The organism is Caballeronia sp. LZ008, from assembly GCF_031451435.1.
Classification (GTDB): Bacteria; Pseudomonadota; Gammaproteobacteria; order Burkholderiales; family Burkholderiaceae; genus Caballeronia; species Caballeronia zhejiangensis.
Map to the genome: position 1 here is coordinate 27,361 of NZ_JARUXK010000007.1, position 18,423 is coordinate 45,783.

General features: G+C 57.8%; 15 protein-coding genes. 11 read left to right on the forward strand and 4 right to left on the reverse strand.

Going from position 1 to position 18,423, the window contains the following annotated elements; all coding sequences use genetic code 11:
- Nucleotides 1-172: 172 nt before the first annotated feature.
- From QCE49_RS32925 to QCE49_RS32945, 5 genes are all read left to right on the forward strand, one after another.
- Nucleotides 173-1,531: an MFS transporter gene (locus QCE49_RS32925; RefSeq protein ID WP_309806842.1), complete on the forward strand. Its 1,359-nt coding sequence runs from the start codon at nt 173-175 to the stop codon at nt 1,529-1,531.
- Between the two features lie 583 nt (nt 1,532-2,114).
- Nucleotides 2,115-2,810 (forward strand): aldehyde dehydrogenase iron-sulfur subunit PaoA, encoded by a 696-nt coding sequence (paoA, locus tag QCE49_RS32930; RefSeq protein WP_284508447.1) that lies wholly within the window; start codon nt 2,115-2,117, stop codon nt 2,808-2,810.
- Complete coding sequence (locus tag QCE49_RS32935) at nt 2,807-3,754, forward strand: xanthine dehydrogenase family protein subunit M (protein ID WP_250460145.1); 948 nt, start codon at nt 2,807-2,809, stop codon at nt 3,752-3,754. Before paoA ends, QCE49_RS32935 begins: the two co-directional genes overlap by 4 nt.
- A gap of 3 nt (nt 3,755-3,757) precedes the next feature.
- Complete coding sequence (gene paoC, locus QCE49_RS32940) at nt 3,758-5,959, forward strand: aldehyde oxidoreductase molybdenum-binding subunit PaoC (RefSeq protein WP_250460143.1); 2,202 nt, start codon at nt 3,758-3,760, stop codon at nt 5,957-5,959.
- Between the two features lie 322 nt (nt 5,960-6,281).
- The gene (locus QCE49_RS32945) at nt 6,282-6,602 is read left to right on the forward strand and encodes a hypothetical protein (protein ID WP_250460151.1); all 321 of its coding nucleotides are present in this window, start codon (nt 6,282-6,284) and stop codon (nt 6,600-6,602) included.
- A 298-nt stretch (nt 6,603-6,900) separates the two neighbouring features.
- Here the strand turns inward: QCE49_RS32945 and QCE49_RS32950 are convergent, their stop codons facing one another.
- Nucleotides 6,901-7,158: a hypothetical protein gene (locus QCE49_RS32950; protein ID WP_250460140.1), complete on the reverse strand. Its 258-nt coding sequence runs from the start codon at nt 7,156-7,158 to the stop codon at nt 6,901-6,903.
- Nucleotides 7,159-7,509: 351 nt separating this feature from the next.
- Here QCE49_RS32950 and istA point away from each other — a divergent pair, with 351 nt between their 5' ends.
- The 5 genes from istA (at nt 7,510) to QCE49_RS32975 (ending at nt 13,464) form a co-directional block, all read left to right on the forward strand.
- Nucleotides 7,510-8,733: an IS21 family transposase gene (istA, locus tag QCE49_RS32955; protein WP_250460131.1), complete on the forward strand. Its 1,224-nt coding sequence runs from the start codon at nt 7,510-7,512 to the stop codon at nt 8,731-8,733.
- Complete coding sequence (istB, locus tag QCE49_RS32960; protein ID WP_053572918.1) at nt 8,730-9,596, forward strand: IS21-like element helper ATPase IstB; 867 nt, start codon at nt 8,730-8,732, stop codon at nt 9,594-9,596. The genes istA and istB overlap by 4 nt, the downstream gene beginning before the upstream one ends.
- Nucleotides 9,597-10,911: 1,315 nt before the next feature.
- A complete protein-coding gene (locus tag QCE49_RS32965; RefSeq protein WP_250460129.1) occupies nt 10,912-11,586 on the forward strand; it encodes a hypothetical protein in 675 nt (224 codons plus the stop codon).
- Nucleotides 11,583-13,094, forward strand: a complete 1,512-nt coding sequence (locus tag QCE49_RS32970; RefSeq protein ID WP_250460127.1) for a lysozyme inhibitor LprI family protein — start codon at nt 11,583-11,585, stop codon at nt 13,092-13,094. Before QCE49_RS32965 ends, QCE49_RS32970 begins: the two co-directional genes overlap by 4 nt.
- Before the next feature lie 100 nt (nt 13,095-13,194).
- Nucleotides 13,195-13,464 carry a hypothetical protein gene (locus tag QCE49_RS32975; protein WP_250460125.1) on the forward strand — a complete coding sequence of 90 codons (270 nt, stop codon included), beginning with the start codon at nt 13,195-13,197 and terminating at the stop codon, nt 13,462-13,464.
- Nucleotides 13,465-13,675: 211 nt separating this feature from the next.
- Here QCE49_RS32975 and QCE49_RS32980 read toward each other — a convergent pair whose 3' ends face one another.
- Complete coding sequence (locus QCE49_RS32980; protein WP_250460149.1) at nt 13,676-14,818, reverse strand: FAD-binding oxidoreductase; 1,143 nt, start codon at nt 14,816-14,818, stop codon at nt 13,676-13,678.
- The gene (locus QCE49_RS32985; RefSeq protein WP_250460122.1) at nt 14,818-16,206 is read right to left on the reverse strand and encodes an MFS transporter; all 1,389 of its coding nucleotides are present in this window, start codon (nt 16,204-16,206) and stop codon (nt 14,818-14,820) included. Before QCE49_RS32985 ends, QCE49_RS32980 begins: the two co-directional genes overlap by 1 nt.
- A 122-nt stretch (nt 16,207-16,328) precedes the next feature.
- On the opposite strand from QCE49_RS32985, the gene QCE49_RS32990 reads away from it, so the two are divergent.
- On the forward strand, nt 16,329-17,201 hold the full coding sequence (locus tag QCE49_RS32990; RefSeq protein ID WP_250460120.1) for a LysR family transcriptional regulator: 873 nt from the start codon (nt 16,329-16,331) through the stop codon (nt 17,199-17,201).
- Nucleotides 17,202-17,550: 349 nt separating this feature from the next.
- On the opposite strand, the gene QCE49_RS32995 is transcribed toward QCE49_RS32990, so the two are convergent.
- Nucleotides 17,551-18,015 carry an HU family DNA-binding protein gene (locus QCE49_RS32995; RefSeq protein WP_250460118.1) on the reverse strand — a complete coding sequence of 155 codons (465 nt, stop codon included), beginning with the start codon at nt 18,013-18,015 and terminating at the stop codon, nt 17,551-17,553.
- Between the last annotated feature and the right edge of the window lie 408 nt (nt 18,016-18,423).

The window sequence follows — 18,423 nt, forward strand, 5'->3', positions numbered from 1 at the left end:
GGGTTTTTGTTTGGGGGGTTGGGGGGTTGTGGTCCCCCCTGGGGGGGGTGCGTCCCGCCCCCACCCCGCCCCTTTTTTTTTTGGGGGGGGGGGGGGGGGGGGGGCCGGCCCCCCCCCCCGCTACCCTTCACGCCGATGCTCAGTCCTGCAATCTTTCAATACGGAGTGAACCATGCCATCTGTTGTACAGGGAAGCGCCGGCGAAGTAGCGCTTGGCACACAAGGTAGTGCGGTGGAACGTGCGCAAACAGAGTCCTTGTATCGGAAGTTGACGGTACGCCTGATCCCGTTCCTTTTCGTTTGCTGGGTCATTAACTACATTGATCGCGTCAATATCGGCTTCGCAAAGATCCCACTATCGAAGGACCTTGGCCTAAGCGACGCTGCATATGGCCTTGGCGTCGGGCTATTCTTCGTCGGCTATATACTCTTCGAGGTACCGAGTAATGCCTTGATGGAAAAGATTGGCGCGAAAAAGACAATTGCCCGGATCATGGTGCTGTGGGGCGTCGTCTCGTGCAGCATGGCATTCATCACCACACCGACTCAGTTTTACATCGCCCGCACACTTTTGGGAGCGGCTGAGGCTGGGTTTTACCCCGGTATCATACTCTACCTCACATATTGGTTTCCTTCGGGTCGTCGGGCACGCATCACCTCGCGCTTTCTCCTGGCCATTGCCGTTTCAGGCATCGTTGGCGGTCCAATTTCCGGATGGATCTTGAACAACATGGTCGGAGTGCTCGAGTTTAGGAACTGGCAATGGCTTTTCGTGCTTGAGGGTATGCCCGCCGTAATTGCCGGTATCGTCGCTTATTTCTTTCTAGACAATAGGCCTCGAGATGCCAGGTGGCTGACCGAAATCGAACGCGAAATCATATTACGCAACCTAACGCTGGATGAGTCGGTGAAAACCAAGGCGCACGGACACCGCTTTCTTCATCTTCTTCGCGATCCCCGTGTATATCTGGTCATTCTCGGTTACACGACCGTGCCTCTTCTGGGAACGGTCCTAAATTACTGGACTGCGACGATTATTCACCAGTCTGGTATCGAAAACATATGGCATGTAGGACTCTTATCTGCGATTCCGTTCGTCGTCGGGGCGACGGCCATGCTCATCAACGCCTGGCACTCGGATCGAACACTGGAACGGAGATGGCATTACTTTTTCGCTACATTCATCGGCGCTACGGGATGTGTCCTTCTTACCTATTTCAGCAATGATTGGGTAATGGCGATTTCGTGTCTGTGCTTAGTAGGCGTGGCGTATTTTTGCGGGACCGGTACCTTCTGGACGATACCGCCAGCGTACTTCAGCGGGGCGGCCGCAGCAACCGGAATAGCGATGATTAGCAGCCTCGGACAGTTTGGTTCGTTACTCGCCCCGATGTTGCTCGGATGGCTTAAAACACATACGAACAGTATCTCGACGGGTCTGTATGTCATAGCGGCGATTAGCATCCTTGGTGGCGTAGCTATCGCGCGCGGTATTCCCAAGCAAGCATTGCGGGAGCGTCGACCAGACTAGAGGTCTTCTCCATCGAGAAGAGACAGGAAAGTAGTTGGCTATCTTCATTCGGGCAAGCCGACCGGCACGTCGTCGATACAGTGTCGGCAACCGGAACCGCCATTCTCGGACGATGCGATAAAGTAGCCGCTTTGGGCATCGCATATTCGCGGGCCCTCCAGCCTGGTGGCCCGTTCCCTGTTGGCGGCGGCGCCCGGCACACGCGAACAGCCGACGTCTCCGTCGCGGTGGTGCTCGACTTGCACCGTGCGCTTCACAGAGTCCGCGGCGCTTTCTAAGGGGTGAACCGCCGGCAGGTCGTTGCCATGCCGGATTTATTCTCGCCCCTCGAGGCAGAACCGAGGTTCGACCTCCACGTTGTCTTGTCCTGAGTCCCCGGTAAAACATTACTTGTACTTCAGCGCACCCGCGATCGGGGGCTTCCGCGTGCGCTGGTCGTGCCTTTTATCAGGTCAACTTTGTTCTGACTTTCAGTGCAATTGACTCGCTTGGTTCATCAGACCTATGCATGTGTCTCACTAATCTGCGCCTATTGCGGCCTTATAGTATGTGTTTCGCTCCCGCAGCTTCCAAGGGGAAATTCATGACCGACAAGGTAGGAAACACGAAACCAGTCGATGACGACGCTGCAGAGGAAAATGGCGGCTTCCGAATTAGTCGACGGGCTCTTCTCAAAATGGCCGGCTCTGGCGCGGCATCGGTAGGCATTATGTCCGTAACGAATGGATCAGGAGTGGCCCAAGAACAGCGCGGCGAAACAGACGCAGTTGTCTCAAGTGTCTCGCTGTTCATCAACGGGCAACAGCATCGACTTTCTTTGGACACGCGCACAACGCTACTCGACGCGCTGCGAGAGCATGTGCATCTAACCGGCACCAAGAAAGGCTGCGATCACGGACAATGCGGCGCTTGCACGGTCATTGTCGACGGCCGTCGCATTAACTCCTGTCTATCTCTTGCGGTTATGCACGAGGGTAATCACGTAACGACCATTGAAGGTCTTGGTACCCGGACGACGCTTCATCCGATGCAGGCCGCGTTCGTTAAGCATGATGGCTTCCAGTGCGGCTACTGCACGCCCGGGCAAATCTGCTCGGCCGTAGGCGTACTTGACGAGATCAAGGCCGGAATCCCCAGCCATGTCAGCGCGGACTTGGTCGCTGCACCTCGTGCGACAAATATGGAGCTCCGAGAGCGCATGAGCGGCAACATCTGCCGCTGCGGCGCTTATTCGAACATCGCGGAAGCAATGGCGGAAGTCGCGGGAGGTCAGTCATGAGGCCATTTACCTACGAGCGTGCGAGTACACCGGCGGCCGCTGCCGCCGCTGCCCGTCAACCTGGCGCTAGGTTCATCGCCGGGGGAACGAATCTTCTTGATCTCATGAAACTGCAGATCGAAACGCCGGTTCATCTCATTGACATTAATGGGCTGGCGTTCAACCGTATCGAAACAACGGCAGACGGGAGTTTGCATATCGGCGCACTAGTTCGCAACACGGATCTGGCGGCCGATTCGCGTGTGCGTCGAGACTATCCGCTGTTGTCGCGCGCATTGCTTGCCGGCGCATCGGGTCAGTTGCGCAACAAGGCGACAACTGCCGGTAACCTGCTGCAGCGTACACGATGCCCCTACTTTTACGATACCAATATGCCGTGCAATAAGCGCGCACCGGGCAGCGGTTGCTCTGCTATCGGCGGCGTGAGCCGTTCGCTCGCGGTTATTGGTGGTAGTGACGCTTGTATCGCGACGCATCCTAGCGACATGGCAGTGGCGATGCGGGCGCTGGATGCGACCGTTGCCACCGTGAGCGCCGATGGCTCTACGCGTGTGATCCCGATCGCTGACTTTCATCGATTGCCGGAAAACACTCCGCATCTCGAAGACGCGCTTCGTCCAGGGGAGCTCATTACAGGTGTCACGCTGCCGAAGCCAATAGGTGGCAAGCAGATATACCACAAGGTGCGCGACCGAGCCTCATATGCGTTCGCTTTGGTGTCGGTCGCAGCGATCGTGCAGAACGACGGAACAGGACGTGTCGCGCTTGGCGGGGTCGCTCCCAAACCTTGGCGAGTGGAAGCTGCTGAGGCACAGATGCCGCAGGGTGCGCGCATTGTTGCATCGCACCTTCTGTCTGGTGCCAAGCCGACTGACGACAATGCCTACAAGCTAAAACTCGTCGAGCGCACGCTTGACGCCGTGATGACCGAAGCAAGGAGCTGATTTATGAAGTTCGATACGCCCGCCGGGCAAAATCCGATAGATCAGCTCACACACGTTGGCCGCGCCACCGATCGCATCGACGGGCGCCATAAAGTCACAGGTACAGCGACGTATGCGTACGAATGGCACGACGATATGCGCAATGCTGCATACGGATTCATAGTTGGCGCCGCGATTGCCAAAGGCCGTATTGCATCTGTAGATCTTCGAGCTGTGAAATCGTCGTCGGGTGTCCTTGCGGTTGTGACTGCGGATAACGCCGGGCCGCTGGATAAAGGCGACTACAACACCGTGAAACTGCTTGCCGGACCTGATGTCGATCACTACCATCAGGCAGTCGCTGTCGTTGTCGCCAAGACATTCGAGCAGGCGCGCGACGCTGCACAAAAAATTGTAATTCGCTATGTCAGAAGCGAAGACGGTGACTTTGACTTAGCTGCTGCCAAGGATTCCGCGCCGATAGCAGGTAGCGGGTACTGGGGCAAACCTGCGACATCCGTAGGTGACTTCGACGGCGCATTGGCCGCCGCGCCTGTACGGCTCGACGCCACCTATACGACCCCCGACCAGGGCCACGCTATGATGGAGCCGCATGCGTCAATTGCCGCGTGGAACGGCGACAGACTGACCCTTTGGACGTCCAATCAGATGGTCGCGTGGGGTGCTGGGGACGTTGCGAAGACGCTCAAAATCCCACGTGAGAACGTGCGTTTGATCTCGCCCTTCGTTGGAGGAGGTTTCGGCGGTAAGCTGTTCGTGCGGGCCGACGCGATTCTTGCAGCGCTTGGCGCGCGAGCCGCAGGACGACCAGTAAAGGTTGCGTTGACACGGCCACTGATGTTCAACAACACCACGCACCGCCCTGCAACGATCCAACGAATCCGTATTGGTGCCACCAAGGAAGGACAGATCACTGCGATCGGCCATGAAAGTTGGTCTGGAGATCAGCCGCACGGCAATCCCGAGACCGCTGTCGGCCAGACCCGATTGCTTTACGCGGGAGCAAACCGAATGACTGCCATGCGTCTGGCAACGCTTCATCTGCCTGAAGGCAATGCCATGCGCGCGCCAGGTGAAGCGCCAGGATTAATGGCCCTCGAAGTGGCGGTCGACGAAATGGCGGAAAAGCTAAACATGGATCCGATCCAGTTCCGCTCAATCAATGACACCCAGGTCGATCCGGAAGACCCGAATCGGCCATTTTCGCAGCGCCAGCTTGTCGAATGTTTCCGGGTAGGTGCTGAGCGATTCGGCTGGAGCAAGCGCAACCCTGTACCCGGGAAGACGCGCGATGGTCGATGGCTGGTAGGGGTCGGGACTGCCGCCGCGTTTCGCAACAATATCGCTATGAAGTCGGGTGCAAGGGTACGACTTGATCGGCGGGGAACCGTCACTGTCGAGACCGACATGACGGACATCGGCACTGGGAGCTATACCATCATCGCGCAAACTGCCGCCGAAATGATGGGCTTGCCGCTCGCAAAGGTCGCGGTCCGACTCGGCGACTCGACATTTCCAGTCTCGTCGGGTTCTGGCGGCCAGTGGGGTGCCAACAGCTCGACCGCAGGCGTTTACGCGGCGTGCGTAATGCTTCGAGAAGCGGTTGCCAAGAGACTGAACATGTCAAGCGCCGATGCTGTGTTCGCTGACGGCTACGTTCGCGCGGGTGGTCGCCGCGTCGCGCTCGCTGAAGCTGCAGCGGCAGGTGAGCTCGTCGCTGAAGACTCGATGGAATATGGTGACCTCTCCAAGCGCTATCAGCAGTCCACATTTGGCGCGCACTTCGTAGAGGTGGGCGTCGACGCTGCGACGCTGGAGATTCGGGTGCGACGGATGCTGGCCGTGTGTGCGGCTGGACGAATTCTCAATCCGAAGTCGGCACGTAGTCAGGTAATCGGCGCAATGACTATGGGTGTGGGTGCTGCGCTAATGGAAGATCTAGTAGTCGATAAACGTTATGGTTTTTTTGTGAACCACGACCTAGCCGGCTATGAGGTTCCGGTTCATGCCGATATTCCTCACCAGGAGGTCGTATTTCTTGATGAGATCGACCCGACTTCCTCACCCATGAAAGCAAAGGGCGTCGGCGAACTTGGTCTCTGCGGAGTCGGTGCCGCGATCGCTAACGCAATTTACAATGCGACGGGTGCCCGAGTTCGTGACTACCCTATAACGCTCGACAAATTGCTGTCCCAAATGACTTAATGGGGAGTGACCGGGGCTCGTCAAACGGTCACTGGCGACGCTGAAAAGTTCTCGCCTCGCCCTGTGGATTGCTTGCGGGACGTCCTTAGCTGCAACGACCCGGTCGAGCGGCCGAAAAACTTAAGGTTGGTTGCCGGCGGCCCCATTGTCCGGGGCCGTGGAGTTTCGGTCTTCGGTGGCAGTTGAGCCTCGCTGCAACCCAGCTCGCCTATCTGATTCCTAGCCCGTTACGGTAAAGGTTCGATGTCAGATATAAGACTTGGCTGAGAGCTTTCCAGACCGGTCGGTGACCTTGCTGGCATTTATACGTGTACTCGAATCCATGCTTAAGGGGGATATTGTGAAAACGAAGATCGCAACCGTTGCTCTGTCATTGATCGTGGCCGCTGTGGGCACTTCAGCAGCCCAAGGCTCGTATGCGCAGGATACCGGGTCGGCCGCCACTGACACGGCGCAAGCTGCGCCGGCGACAAGAGCACAGAAAAAGGCCGCGCGAAAGCAGGCACGCGCGAAGAAAAATGCGGAACTGAAGAAGCTTGAGGACGCTGGCTACAATCCGGCGAGGGCTAACGACCCGAATTATCCCCAAGATATACAGAACGCGCAGAAGAAGGCTGGGGTGGGCGCCGGTGCCAGTCAATAAGCCTTTGAGCGGTCCGCTAAAAAGCTAGAAGAGGTTGCAATGAGGGGCGAATGACGAGACACGCCATCGGCGTGGAAAGAGTAAGCTCTCGACGATCGGTCCCAAGGCAAAAATCTGAGCAGCCTTGCTGGCTTTTTCTCCCACGGCGCGGTCGCGTTCATTGAGCGTGTACGCCTTGCGAGGTGCCCGCCAACCCAAGTCGCATGTCAACATCGGTGCCTCGATTTTCCGGCGAGCACCCGACCTTGGGCATCTTCGATACTCGACGCGGGCGGGGCGGATCGACGGTTGGACCAGATTATGGCGCTTCGCTTTGCTGCAGCGAAACCGCGTAAGCTTCCAGGTAGGCCTTCAGATCAGCCTCGGCAGGGTGCGTTCCCCATCCGCTCGACTGACTAACAGATGCGATAGCAAGCCAGGAGTCGGGAGGATCAAGCTTATGCAGCACCTTCGACCCGTCGGTGACACGCAACTGCCCTTTTGACGGGTCGAACTTCGCACAAATCAAACGTTCGGCAACATTGATGCACGACATAACGGAGCTAGAGGGGCGCATCACAACCTCCTATGGGTGGTGATGCTGCAACGCAGCAAGGTTCACGCCCACCTTCGCGTCAGGTGGATCACGCCGGCGTCCAAGTCCTCGACGATATTGCTAGTTGGCCACGCACAGTAAGCAGGACGTAGCTGCGCTTCGAGCGCAAACAATATCAAGTCTTTTCACGGTCGAAAGATCAGTTCAACCGATGGTGTCAGCGTCGGATAGATACTCCTCATTTTCGTCGAAGTAAATTTCCCCAGTTTTTTGTTTGGCGCCGCCGCGTAAGCGGTGGCGCCCCGTCGATCACCGACCATATATGCCTTCGCATCCGTCGGGGAGATATCGGTGGTCGAGCTGGGAGAGGTTATGACGATTCTGGAATTGCATCGGCAGGGGCTGAGCATATCGGCTATCGCCGCTCGACTACATATGGATCGCAAGACTGTTCGCAAATACATTAAGAATGGTGTGCAGGCGCCTCGTTATGGTCCGCGTGCGCCGCGTCCTTGTGTCGTCGATTCGTTTGTCCATTACGTGACCGAGCGTATGCGTGAGTACCCCGAGCTGAGCATCGAACGAGTTTTTCGCGAGGTTCAGGCGATGGGCTACGTCGGCGGTCGCACAGCATTGGGTGATTTGATCCGAGAAGTTCGTCCACCCAAGCAGCGTGGCTTCGAGGTGCGCTTCGAGACGCCGGCTGGAGCTCAAGCACAGGTGGACTTTGCTCACTTCAATGTCGAATTTGATGACGTCCCTGGACAGCGGCGCTCGATCTGGTTGTTCTCGCTCGTGCTTGGACACAGCCGTTATTTGTGGGGCCGCTTCGTCGAGCACCAAGACCTTCAAACGGTTTTGCGCTGTCACATGGAAGCGTTTGAGCACATCGGTGGTGTTCCTCGAGAGGTGCTTTACGACCGCATGAAGGCGGCCGTGCTGGGCGAAGTCGAGAAGCACATCGTCTACAACGCAAAGCTAGTCGCATTCGCGCAGCACTATGGCTTTGCTCCGCGCGCATGCAAGGCATATCGCGCAAAGACTAAGGGGAAGGTCGAACGCCCATTTCGATACATCCGTCAGGACTTCTTCCTCGCTCGACGATTTCAGAATCTTGCCGATATGAATCGCCAGTTACGTGAGTGGCTTGACTCAGTAGCCAATGTTCGTGTGCATGGCACGACGCACCGAGTTGTCGCGGAGCATTTTCTTGAGGAGCGCCCGACGTTGCAAGCGCTTCCCGCCGGTTTGTTTAATGGCGTGATCCGACTCGAGCGGCGTGTGAGTCACGAAGGACTCGTCTCAGTCGGCGGAAACTACTATAGCGTGCCCGATCGAACTCGCAAACGCACCCTCGAAGTTCACAGTCTGGCTCACGAGATCCGGATCTACGAGCAGGGCGAACTGCTGGCAGTGCACCCCGTGCTGGAAGGCCGACGACGAACGTCACTGCTGCCTGGCCACAGGCGCTCCGGTAAGCGCAAGCCGCAAACCGGACGCGCGCTGCCGTCTTCAAATGCAGGCGTCGCACGCCGGCCCCTATCGTTCTATGATCAGGTCGCAAAGCGCCTAGCTGACGTTGGGAGGCACGCATGAACAGCGTTCCAAGCTCGACTGTCGAGCGGATACAGCGTTACCTCGTTGGCTTGCGCATGCCACGCGCTCTCGAAGCTCTAGATGCCACTCTGAAGCGCTTTGAGCAGGGCGACAGCTCAATGCTGGAAGTGCTCGAGACGCTGCTGGGCGAGGAATTCACTACGCGCGAGACACGGCGTATTCGGATGGCACTACAGACAGCAAGACTGGGCACAATCAAGACGCTCGCCGGATATGACTTCAGTTTCCAGCCGAGCCTCGATCGTGATCGGATCATGACGCTGGCGCAACTGGATTTCATCGAGCGGCGACAGGCGGTTCATTTTCTCGGGCCGCCTGGAACCGGTAAATCACACCTTTCCATCGCGTTGGGTGTCGAAGCGGTTCGCGCCGGCAAGAGCGTGTACTTCGGCTCGCTCGCTGAAATCGTCAACTCGATGGCGAAGGCCGAGCGCGAAGGCAATCTGCCGCAACGCGTGCGCTTCCTCGCGCGCAACAGCCTGCTTATTGTCGACGAGATCGGATATCTTCCCATCGGCTCAAACGGCGGCAACCTGTTCTTCCAACTGATCAACGCCTGCTACGAGCGGTGCGCGATCATCTTGACTTCCAATCGCAGCTTCGGTGAATGGGGCGAGGTATTCGGCGACAGTGTCGTTGCAGCAGCACTGCTCGACAGGTTGCTGCATCACGCGATCGTGGTGCAGATTGAAGGATCTTCCTACCGTCTGCGCGAGCACGCCGATTTACTCCCTGACCATCTACGCAACCGCCCATCATCTCTACACTCGGCGTCCGCCGAAACGCCGCGCCGGCGCCCAGGCCGCCCCCGGAGGAGCTCACACGATCCTGAGAACGGCTGATCACCACGCAAATACAGGGTGGGGAACTTTACTCCGACAGTTTTGGGGAAACTAAGTCCGACGTTGACAGATGGTTTTGCGCAACGCCGATTCGTATCCCCCCCGGCACCTTCCCTGAAACCTGAGCCCCAGAAGCGACTGTTATCGCACAGAAGCCGTGCATTGGCCGAGGTCGTGAACTTTGAGTCACGACTCAGTTCGCAAAGACCGTTCGGCCCTGGCAGCCCGAAAAGACTGCCATACATGGACGGCTCTGTGAGCATGGGCCGTGGGCACGGCATTTCTGCTGTGTCGATGCACCGTGCATCGATGAACACACCAGCGTGTAGCCTGAGTCTCTCGTTCGCGGCGAACGACCTAGTCGCGTAGCGCCTCAGCAGGAAACCGTCATGAGCCGTCGTTTGCCTACCAAAGTCGGGTGGTGGAGGCAAGACATAGAGCTTCCATCGATGCTTCGTGCTGTTAAGAGTACGCGACAAGATTCATCGATGATAAAGCGCGACCGCTTGCTGCAAATCGAAGCACTCATGCTCAGTAGCCACCCGGCCTCGACTCGGCAGATCTCAGTCCGCATCGGGACCCGTCTGCCGCGATCTGCCAGTCGTATTGGCAATTGCCTTTGTACGAGTTGTCGTTCGTGCCACCGCCCCCGCCACCATGAGCCGCGAGCGCAACGACCCCGACGACGGCGACCACCGCGCCTACCGCTTGTGCGACGTGCACACGATTCAGACATTTTTCGCGGTCGTCACTGTTGTCGCACCAACTCGCGCACCCCGTCAATGACGCGACCAGCGCAATAATCACAACATGCTTCAAGGAGACGCTCCTCTCGTTACCGTTCGTCGGTCTAACGGCTGCGCATGGCGAACCTTGAGATCAAACCCAGGCTCCTTGAGTTTTGCCTCCGCGAACGGGAGTCCAACCGGTACTAGCGTTCTCGCGCACGTCGAAGCCAAGTGGTGCTCGGAGAGACGCTCGTGGATTGCATCTGCCGCGCCATCATCGGGTGTGGTGTCTCTCCCGCTCGGACCTTAGACCGTGAAGGAAGCGAACAGAAGGTCGCAGATCCTGTCGAGACGGGGCCTGCGTCGTGTTCTAAACGAGATGGTTTACGGCATTGGCTCGAGAAACTTTAGAGATTTCGAGAAACTTCGCTCACTGCGGCACGCAACATTCAAGGAATCGAAATTTTCTCAGTACATCGTTGGAAAACTGCCACGTGCACCGGATAGCCAGTTGGTCGCAGTGGATATATTATTTGCGCGCTGAATGCGCTTCACACTGAAAATTAAAAATTTATCCGAGGTAGACCATGAGTATCGTCGAGGGCTTCGAGCGAAAAGCGCTCTTTAATATCACGCGTGGGGTCGCATTAATCTGTGTGACGGCCTTTCTCCTCATCATCGCCGGAGGCGTCATTTACGGCTTGTCTGTTTGGCAGGAGCAGATTGACACAAAGGTACAGCCACAAGAGATTGTCGAACCGTTGAAGGCGCCACAGACCACGCCAGAGGAGGTCGCTGGCCCGAGGGGAGCACAGCCACCGGGACAGCAAGGACCGGAAGAAAGTCCGCTCGCAGGTTACAAGATTCCCTTCGCGCTCCAGAAGTACGTTTCCGGCGACAATGCCAAAGTGCTCAGGCGTCACCTCGACGACGCGCCTGTTGCTGAACGCCAAGCGTATCTCGACGAACTGGGCGCGGTCGTTACCGAGGCGGAGGCCAAGAAGGTTGACGTCGTTGCTGCGATCAACTCATACATGGAAGTGAAAAGCGAACGGTACAAGGCGGCTGCTGCGAAGAATGTGCAGAAATGGGAGACGTTGAAGGTCGTCGCAGAGGTTACGGCTGGCGGGCTCCTTCTCGTCGCGCTTTTCAGTCTGGTTCTTGTTCTTCTCGCGATTGAACGGAACACACGGTCACTGCGGCAATCGGACGAAAGAATTCGCGCATCCGCGGAACGTAAGCACGAGGTGGCGACGGCATGAAGCTGCTCTCTTCGTCGCGTCCAATCGCTCGTCTTGGTTGGGCCATTGTCGCGATCACATTTGGACTAGCTGCTTGTGGGAAGGAGGGGAGCAAATCGGCATCCGGTTCATCGAATGATGCGTATCCGGGATACCAGCAGGTAGGTGCCTCTGGAGATGCTGCGCAGTTGTGGTTTAACTCTTCTGACATCGCCCGAAGCGGGAGCAACTATGTCATCCATGCGTTGAAAGCCTTTCCGCAGGGCTACGCCCGCTTTGACGTCGCCACTAACTGTCGAGACGCGACTCGGAGGCTTTCGGGTACCCAGTATCGCGCCGATGGCACGGCGGAGAAGGAGTATCCCGGTAACGACGGCACGGTTAGCGCGAAGTCGGAGCCAGGCATGGCCGAGTTGATGTCAACGGCTTGCGGAATCGCGATGGCTTCGAGGTCGATCGCAGGTAACTTCAATGTACCTGCGGCGCTCGAATTGCTGTACGGTCCGTACGATCAGTCGAGCGGTTCTGCTCGATGGGAAGATGCGGCTGTTCCGTCCGATCTGGCGTGGCGGGAAAACCTCCAATTGCCGGCCGGAGGCGTGATGCGCGTGAAGGGCGTTGCAACGTTCGACTTCTTAGAAGCGGGGAAAACCAAGAAGGTATTGGTAACCGACTCGATGCCCGAAGACGGCGGCTGTCACGCGTGTACGGGCCTACTCGGTGTCGCCGTCTTCGCGAAGGACGGCGACAAGTGGAAGGTTGAGTCCAATCAACCGTACGTCGCTTCGATGGGGGCATTGGGCTCAGTAGGAGACCGTTTCGATTGGGTACCAGCCGGAGATGACTTGTATGCACTGGTGGTGGGCGGCGACGACATGCATCAAGGCTACCAAACAGTATCGACAACAGCGTTCGTGCGAACAAAGGAAGGTCGCTTTGTTAGCGCGATAGACGATGGCGATACCGGCACGTCTGATCAGGAAACGTTGCTAGCACAGACAACCTTTATCAAGGGCAAGAATCCCTCACATTACGATGTGAAGGTTGCGATTTCCTATCGCCTGCCAGGAAAAGCCGTGTACGTGGCGGACCACGTTTATCAGTATTCGGGTGGCAAGTACGTGCTCACGAAGAAGGACGATCCGCCGAAGTTCGTCGAAACTGCGGGGCCCGTCTCGGATGGTTCTGTTCAATCGGTGAACTTTAGCCCGTCTTCCTCGATCGGTCCAGCACCCGCTGTCGCAATTGCTGCTGCGATCGCTCCCAGCTTTGACTGCGCGAAAGCGAAGTCAGACGCGGAAAGGCTGATTTGTTCGGACGGCGACCTTGCGTCTCGTGACGTCGAGCTCGCGTCGCTTTTCGTCAAGGCAAAAACGGTGGTGAATGACAAAAGCGCGTTCAAGGAACGCACGCGGCAGCAATGGAACTATCGTGAAAATGTGTGCCACGACCGTGAGTGTCTTGTTCGTTGGTACGTTGACCAACTAACAGAGCTTTCCCACATTGCGGATACTGGTCGGATAGATTGACGAGGGAGTAGCGGTTTTAGTGTAGTTGACATGGTGGGAAAAGCCGTCGGTAGTTTATTGAAGACCGACAAAGAAAACTTATAGTTCGATGGGGACCAATATGATTTCGAAGAACATAATCGCTTTTGCGCTGTGCGTGATTTCGGTGACTTCGTTTGCGCGCGGCGGAGGCTACTCGGGAGGTCACAGCAGTTATCACTCGAGCGGGACCGGGGAGCACTACGTGAACGGGTACACGCGCAGCAACGGGACATACGTGGCCGGCCACCACCAGACAAATCCGAACGATACCAAGTACGACAACTGGTCGTCGAAAGGAAATGTCAATCCGTACACGGGCAAGGAAGGGACGATCGATCCGTCCAGGTGAGTGTTTCCTGTTAAGCACCGACGATCGAAGTCTTGATACGCACGCCGTTGAACAATTGCTCATGCTAAACGGCGTGAGCGTACTTATTCTCAAAGAGGAACAAATTGTGTCTTTGACCGCGAAGGTGCGGCGCGCCCGGGAGCCGCAATCCAGTGTGGCGTCGTTCACAAGCCTGGCAGCCAAAGAGATAGGACTAGAGGGACCGCCCGAGTCACACTGTTGCGTTCGCTACCGCTGCCTGATCGAAGCGTCCGGCGCGATACGGGTCTAGCTGACTGACGCTCACCCCATCGAGCAACTCGGTCGTGATAAGTTGCGAAAGTCCCGCAGCGAGGCTGATACCCGCGTTCGTCGTGATCGACAGGATGCCCGGCAACGAGGTCGAACGGCTCACGACAGGAAGGCCGTCGGCGGGAATCACACGCCGCGTCTCCGTTACTTTCTCGACGGACGCATCCTTCAGGCCCGGCAACACGCGCGCCGCGATGCGCACAAGCTCCTCCGGATCCGGGGCGCTCGGGTCGCCGACGGGCGAGCCCGAGAAATGCTTGGCGATCACCACACGGCCGTCGATTCGCTGGATCGCGTGGACATGCGCGCCGAGGATGACCGAATCGAAAAGACGCGGCAATGGGGCGAGATGTACAACGCTGCCCGTGCTGTGAGTGAGCGGTGCTCTCAATTCCGTGCCCTCGACGAGTTCCGGATTCGCGATGCCGCCCGCAAAGATCAAGATGTCCGCCTCTCGCTTGCCGCTCCTACTTGTGATCTCGTAGCCAGCCGCGATTTTCCGGAAGCCTTCATACGCATCGTGCGGTGAATAGTGCGCGCCGCGTGCGATGGCGGCCTCAAGCATCCTCGATGTGAGTTGTACCGGCGACATCATCCCTTCGTCGGGCGTGTAGAAGATGAACGACTCATCACCGGGCTCGAAGCCTGGCTCAATTTCCCGCGCTTCATCCGCGCTCACCCGATACGACGGGCTTCCCCAACGAATACGCCGGTCGAGCTCGGCCGCCAGCTCGTTGGCTTCGTCGCTGCCGGGTTCCGCGCTTTGGAAGCAGCCGGACCAGCGAATCGGCAGGTCGTCGATGACATCTTGCAAATAGCGCCAGCGCAAATGCGATAGCCGGTGCAAAGTGAAGTAGTCCCGTGCGGCTTCTTCGCCCAGCGAGTCAGCGTTGCGGAATTTCGTCTGGTTCGTAATCCACGCGAAGGAACCGGACGTTGCGCCTTTGGCAACTTCGTCCTTGTCGAGTACCGTTACGCGTGCGCCGCGGCTCGCGAAATCGTGAGCGAGCGTGGTTCCAATGATGCCTGCGCCGACGATGACAACCTTAGGTGCGGATTCGATCATGTGCGTGCCTCGTTTTCGTTAATGCCAGTGGTGGTGTTCGGAGCGTTCTGCACTCGATGCGATTGGCCGAGCGACATCCCGCGCGTCTCAGGCGCCATGCGCACGGATACGAGCAGCCCGACGACGCTAATTGCGCCGGCGATCAGTAGGCCGTTGGCGCTACCAAAGCGGGCCAGCGTCATCGGCAAAAGGAATGTGCCGGCCGCAGCGCCGATGCGGCTGGCAGACATCGCGAGGCCCATGCCGGTCGCACGAAGGTCAGTCGGAAAGACTTCGTTCGGATAGACGAACTGCAGACTCAAGCCGGCGGCTTCTGCGACCGTGAATAGGACGAACAAGCCGATGGCGACTGTTGCCATATTCGACAACGGCGTCGCGAGAAGGGTCAGCGAGAGGGTGGCGAGCACATAGGAAACAATGAGCAGCGGTCGGCGTCCCATCTTGTTGATGACAAGCATTCCGAGCGCAGTGCCGACGATCGCGAACGCGATGATGACGAGCGATCCAGCGAGCGCCTGCGTCACGCCGAGGGATTTGAGCAGCATCGGTTGAAAAGTCTTGATGGCGAACGACGGGGCGATCTGGCACATCCAGAAGATCGAGCAGAAGACGAGCATGCGTCCGTATCCGCGCTCCAGCAGTTCGCGGATACTCGACAGTCCGAGCCCGCGACGGTCCGAAGCGACGCGCGTTTCGGCGACTAGGCCATCGAAATCGGCGTGCTCGCCGAGATATTGCGCGACAACTCGGCGCGCTTCCTCCTTACGTCCCGCAGAGATCAGCCAGCGCGGCGACTCTGGAATGTTCATGCGCAGCAGCAGAAAGATTGCCGATGGAATTGCCGCACTCGCCAACACGTAGCGCCACACTCCGCTTCCCATACCGTTCAAGAACAGCCCGGTTGCGAGACTAATTGTGTAGCCGACCCACAGAAATAGCACGAGGCTCGACAGAATCGGCCCGCGCAGCTTATTCGGCAGGAACTCGGAGGCGAGGGCGGTGGCAATCGGATAGTCAGCCCCAAGCGCGACGCCCATCATGAGGCGCAGTAAGAAGAGAGTCGTGACGTCGTGCACGAACAAGTGCGCGATCGAGCACAACACGAACACCGCGAGATTGAGCACATACATCGATTGTCGGCCGAAGCGGTCGGTCATCGGCCCGAAAACGATGCCGCCAAGGAACATGCCGATAAGACTCGCTGCGCCGATGAGCCCCATCTGCACGGCGTCCAGATGCAAATCCTGCGCGATGAATGGCAAGGCCACGACTATGATGCCGAGCAGATAACCGTCGCAGAAAGGACCGCCGGCGGCGACCAGCGCAATCCTTTTGTGGAATGGACTGGTGGGCAGTTCGTCGATGCTGATTCGCGTAGTAGCCATGGAAGCTCCGGTGAGCAGACCGTTGAACAGGGACGACTTTCTTTGGACTTGCTTCTAGGCTAGAGACGCGCTAAATATCGGTCAATGCGTGTCTTTATTGACCAGATATCGAGGGCTTCGATATGTTGTTCAGCGATGAGATCAACACGTTTCTTGCCGTGGTCCGCTCGGGAAGCCTGTTGCAAGCAGCGGAGATCGTTTGCGCCACGCAGTCGACGGTCTCGTACAGGATTCAGTCGCTCGAGCGGCGCATTGGCCATCCGCTGCTTCTGCGGTCGCGCGGATCGCGCGGAATTTCGCTGACCACCGAGGGCGAGCGCTTCCTGGACATTGCCGAGCGCTGGAGCATGCTGGAAATTGAGGCTGAACAGTTGAAGGCGAGCAATGACCGCCATCTGGCAATCGGCGCAGTTGATGCCGTCGCGATTCACGTACTACCGCCGTTTTTGACGGCACTAGCAGATCAGCGACCTCCAGTTCGCCTACATCTGGAGAGCAGCCGGTACTTCCAGCTTTTCAACCGGGTGGCATCCGGGCATCTCGACGTCGCTTTCACACTGACGCCCGCTGATCACGTCGACCTCGTGTCGATGGAGATTCGTGACTACGCGATGGTTATCGCATATGCGGGCGACAAGCAGCTAGACGAAATGGTCGACCTGACGGACTTTGATCCTTCGCGGGAAATCTACCTGCCATGGTCGTCGACGTTCGATTTGTGGCGGGCGCGCCGCGGACTATCGCGAATCACCACGACCGTCGACAAGGGGCATATGCTGGCGCCGATTCTGAGCAATGGCGCCTGGGCGATCGTCGCAAACTTTCTCGCGCCGTCGCTGCAAGAGGTCACCGGCTGCACTGTGCATCGTATTGCGCTCGATGCTCCCGCACCCGCGACGCTGTACAAGATCACCCGGAAGGACGACAACTCAGTTCAAGAGCGACAGCAAAGGTTGGTCGATGCCGCGCTGGAGACATTGCGCCTAGTGGCGTGACCGATGGGTCGGGATGGCCAACATCACGACATCGCTACGCAAAGGCCTGCAAAGCAAATCCAGTGCGGAACGGACACAAAGGATTCGACCCACCGTGCTGTATTGGCTGCAGCGAACTCTCATGATTCTTGCTCGGCCCAAGGCCCTGGTTGCAGGACCGCGGGAAAGCGCCACGAACGCTGAGAACGAAAGCACGATAGACACTGCGCTGCATGAAAATTCAATATCTGCCATCGACCGCTGTTTGAGCCGAGGCCTTGATAGGGACTTTTAACGCGAGGCACGTGCACTGTGCGACAGACGAAAAAAAGGCCCGCACGAAGCGAGCCCTTGAACGCCGCGATCGTGCTTACGCCGCTGCGTCCTTCAGTTTCTTGAGCGCGCGCACCTTCAACTTCACCGTGGCGGGCTTGGCGTCAAACCAACGTTCCTGACCTGTGAACGGGTCCTTGCCGAACCGACGCTTCTTCGCCGGCACCTGCTGGACGTTAATCTTAAGCAAGCCCGACAGGGTGAACTCTCCGAGGCCCTTCTTGTGCACCGAGCCGAGAATCGTTTCTTCCAACGCAGCGAGCACGGCCTTCACCTGCTTTGGCTCAACGCCTGCTTGGGTTGCAACGTGGGTCGTGAGCGAAGACTTCGTGAACTGATCCTTCACAGGCTTGAGCGTGCCGGCAGTGACGACGGCCTTCTTCGCCGGCACAGTTTTTGTAGCTGCGGCCTTCTTCGGTACAGCGGCCGAGCGAGCAGTAGCAGCTTTCTTGGTGGGTGGGGGGGAATTCTTCGGTGCAGCAGCAGCTTTCTTCGTTGCCATTGAGACTCTCCTCGGGAATGAAATGCTGCTTAAGACGAAGCACCCCGGAGCGTCTAGGCCCAGCACATGCGCCGTCGTAAGCTGTCGGCTAGCGTAGCAACCGTCACGGCAATGTGCAATCGGAAGAGCCCTTAGAGCAAGGCACGTGTTTCATTTGTCTCTCAAAAAACAACGCCGTGGCCAAGGCGCCGGAAGAATAAGAATGCGGAGCTAACGACCCTTGCGAACGAATTACGGGCTGCGACCAGTAGCCTGAGGGCGCTCGCCAGTACGCACAGGAGCGCTTCGATGGGTTGTTTCGCCTAGTTGTCGAACTTCCCCGGCAGGGCCGGACAAGATACAAGCTAGATATTCGGATGGCTGCTGTCTTCTTATTCCAGTCGGCAAGCGCGAGACGTCGAAGCCGCG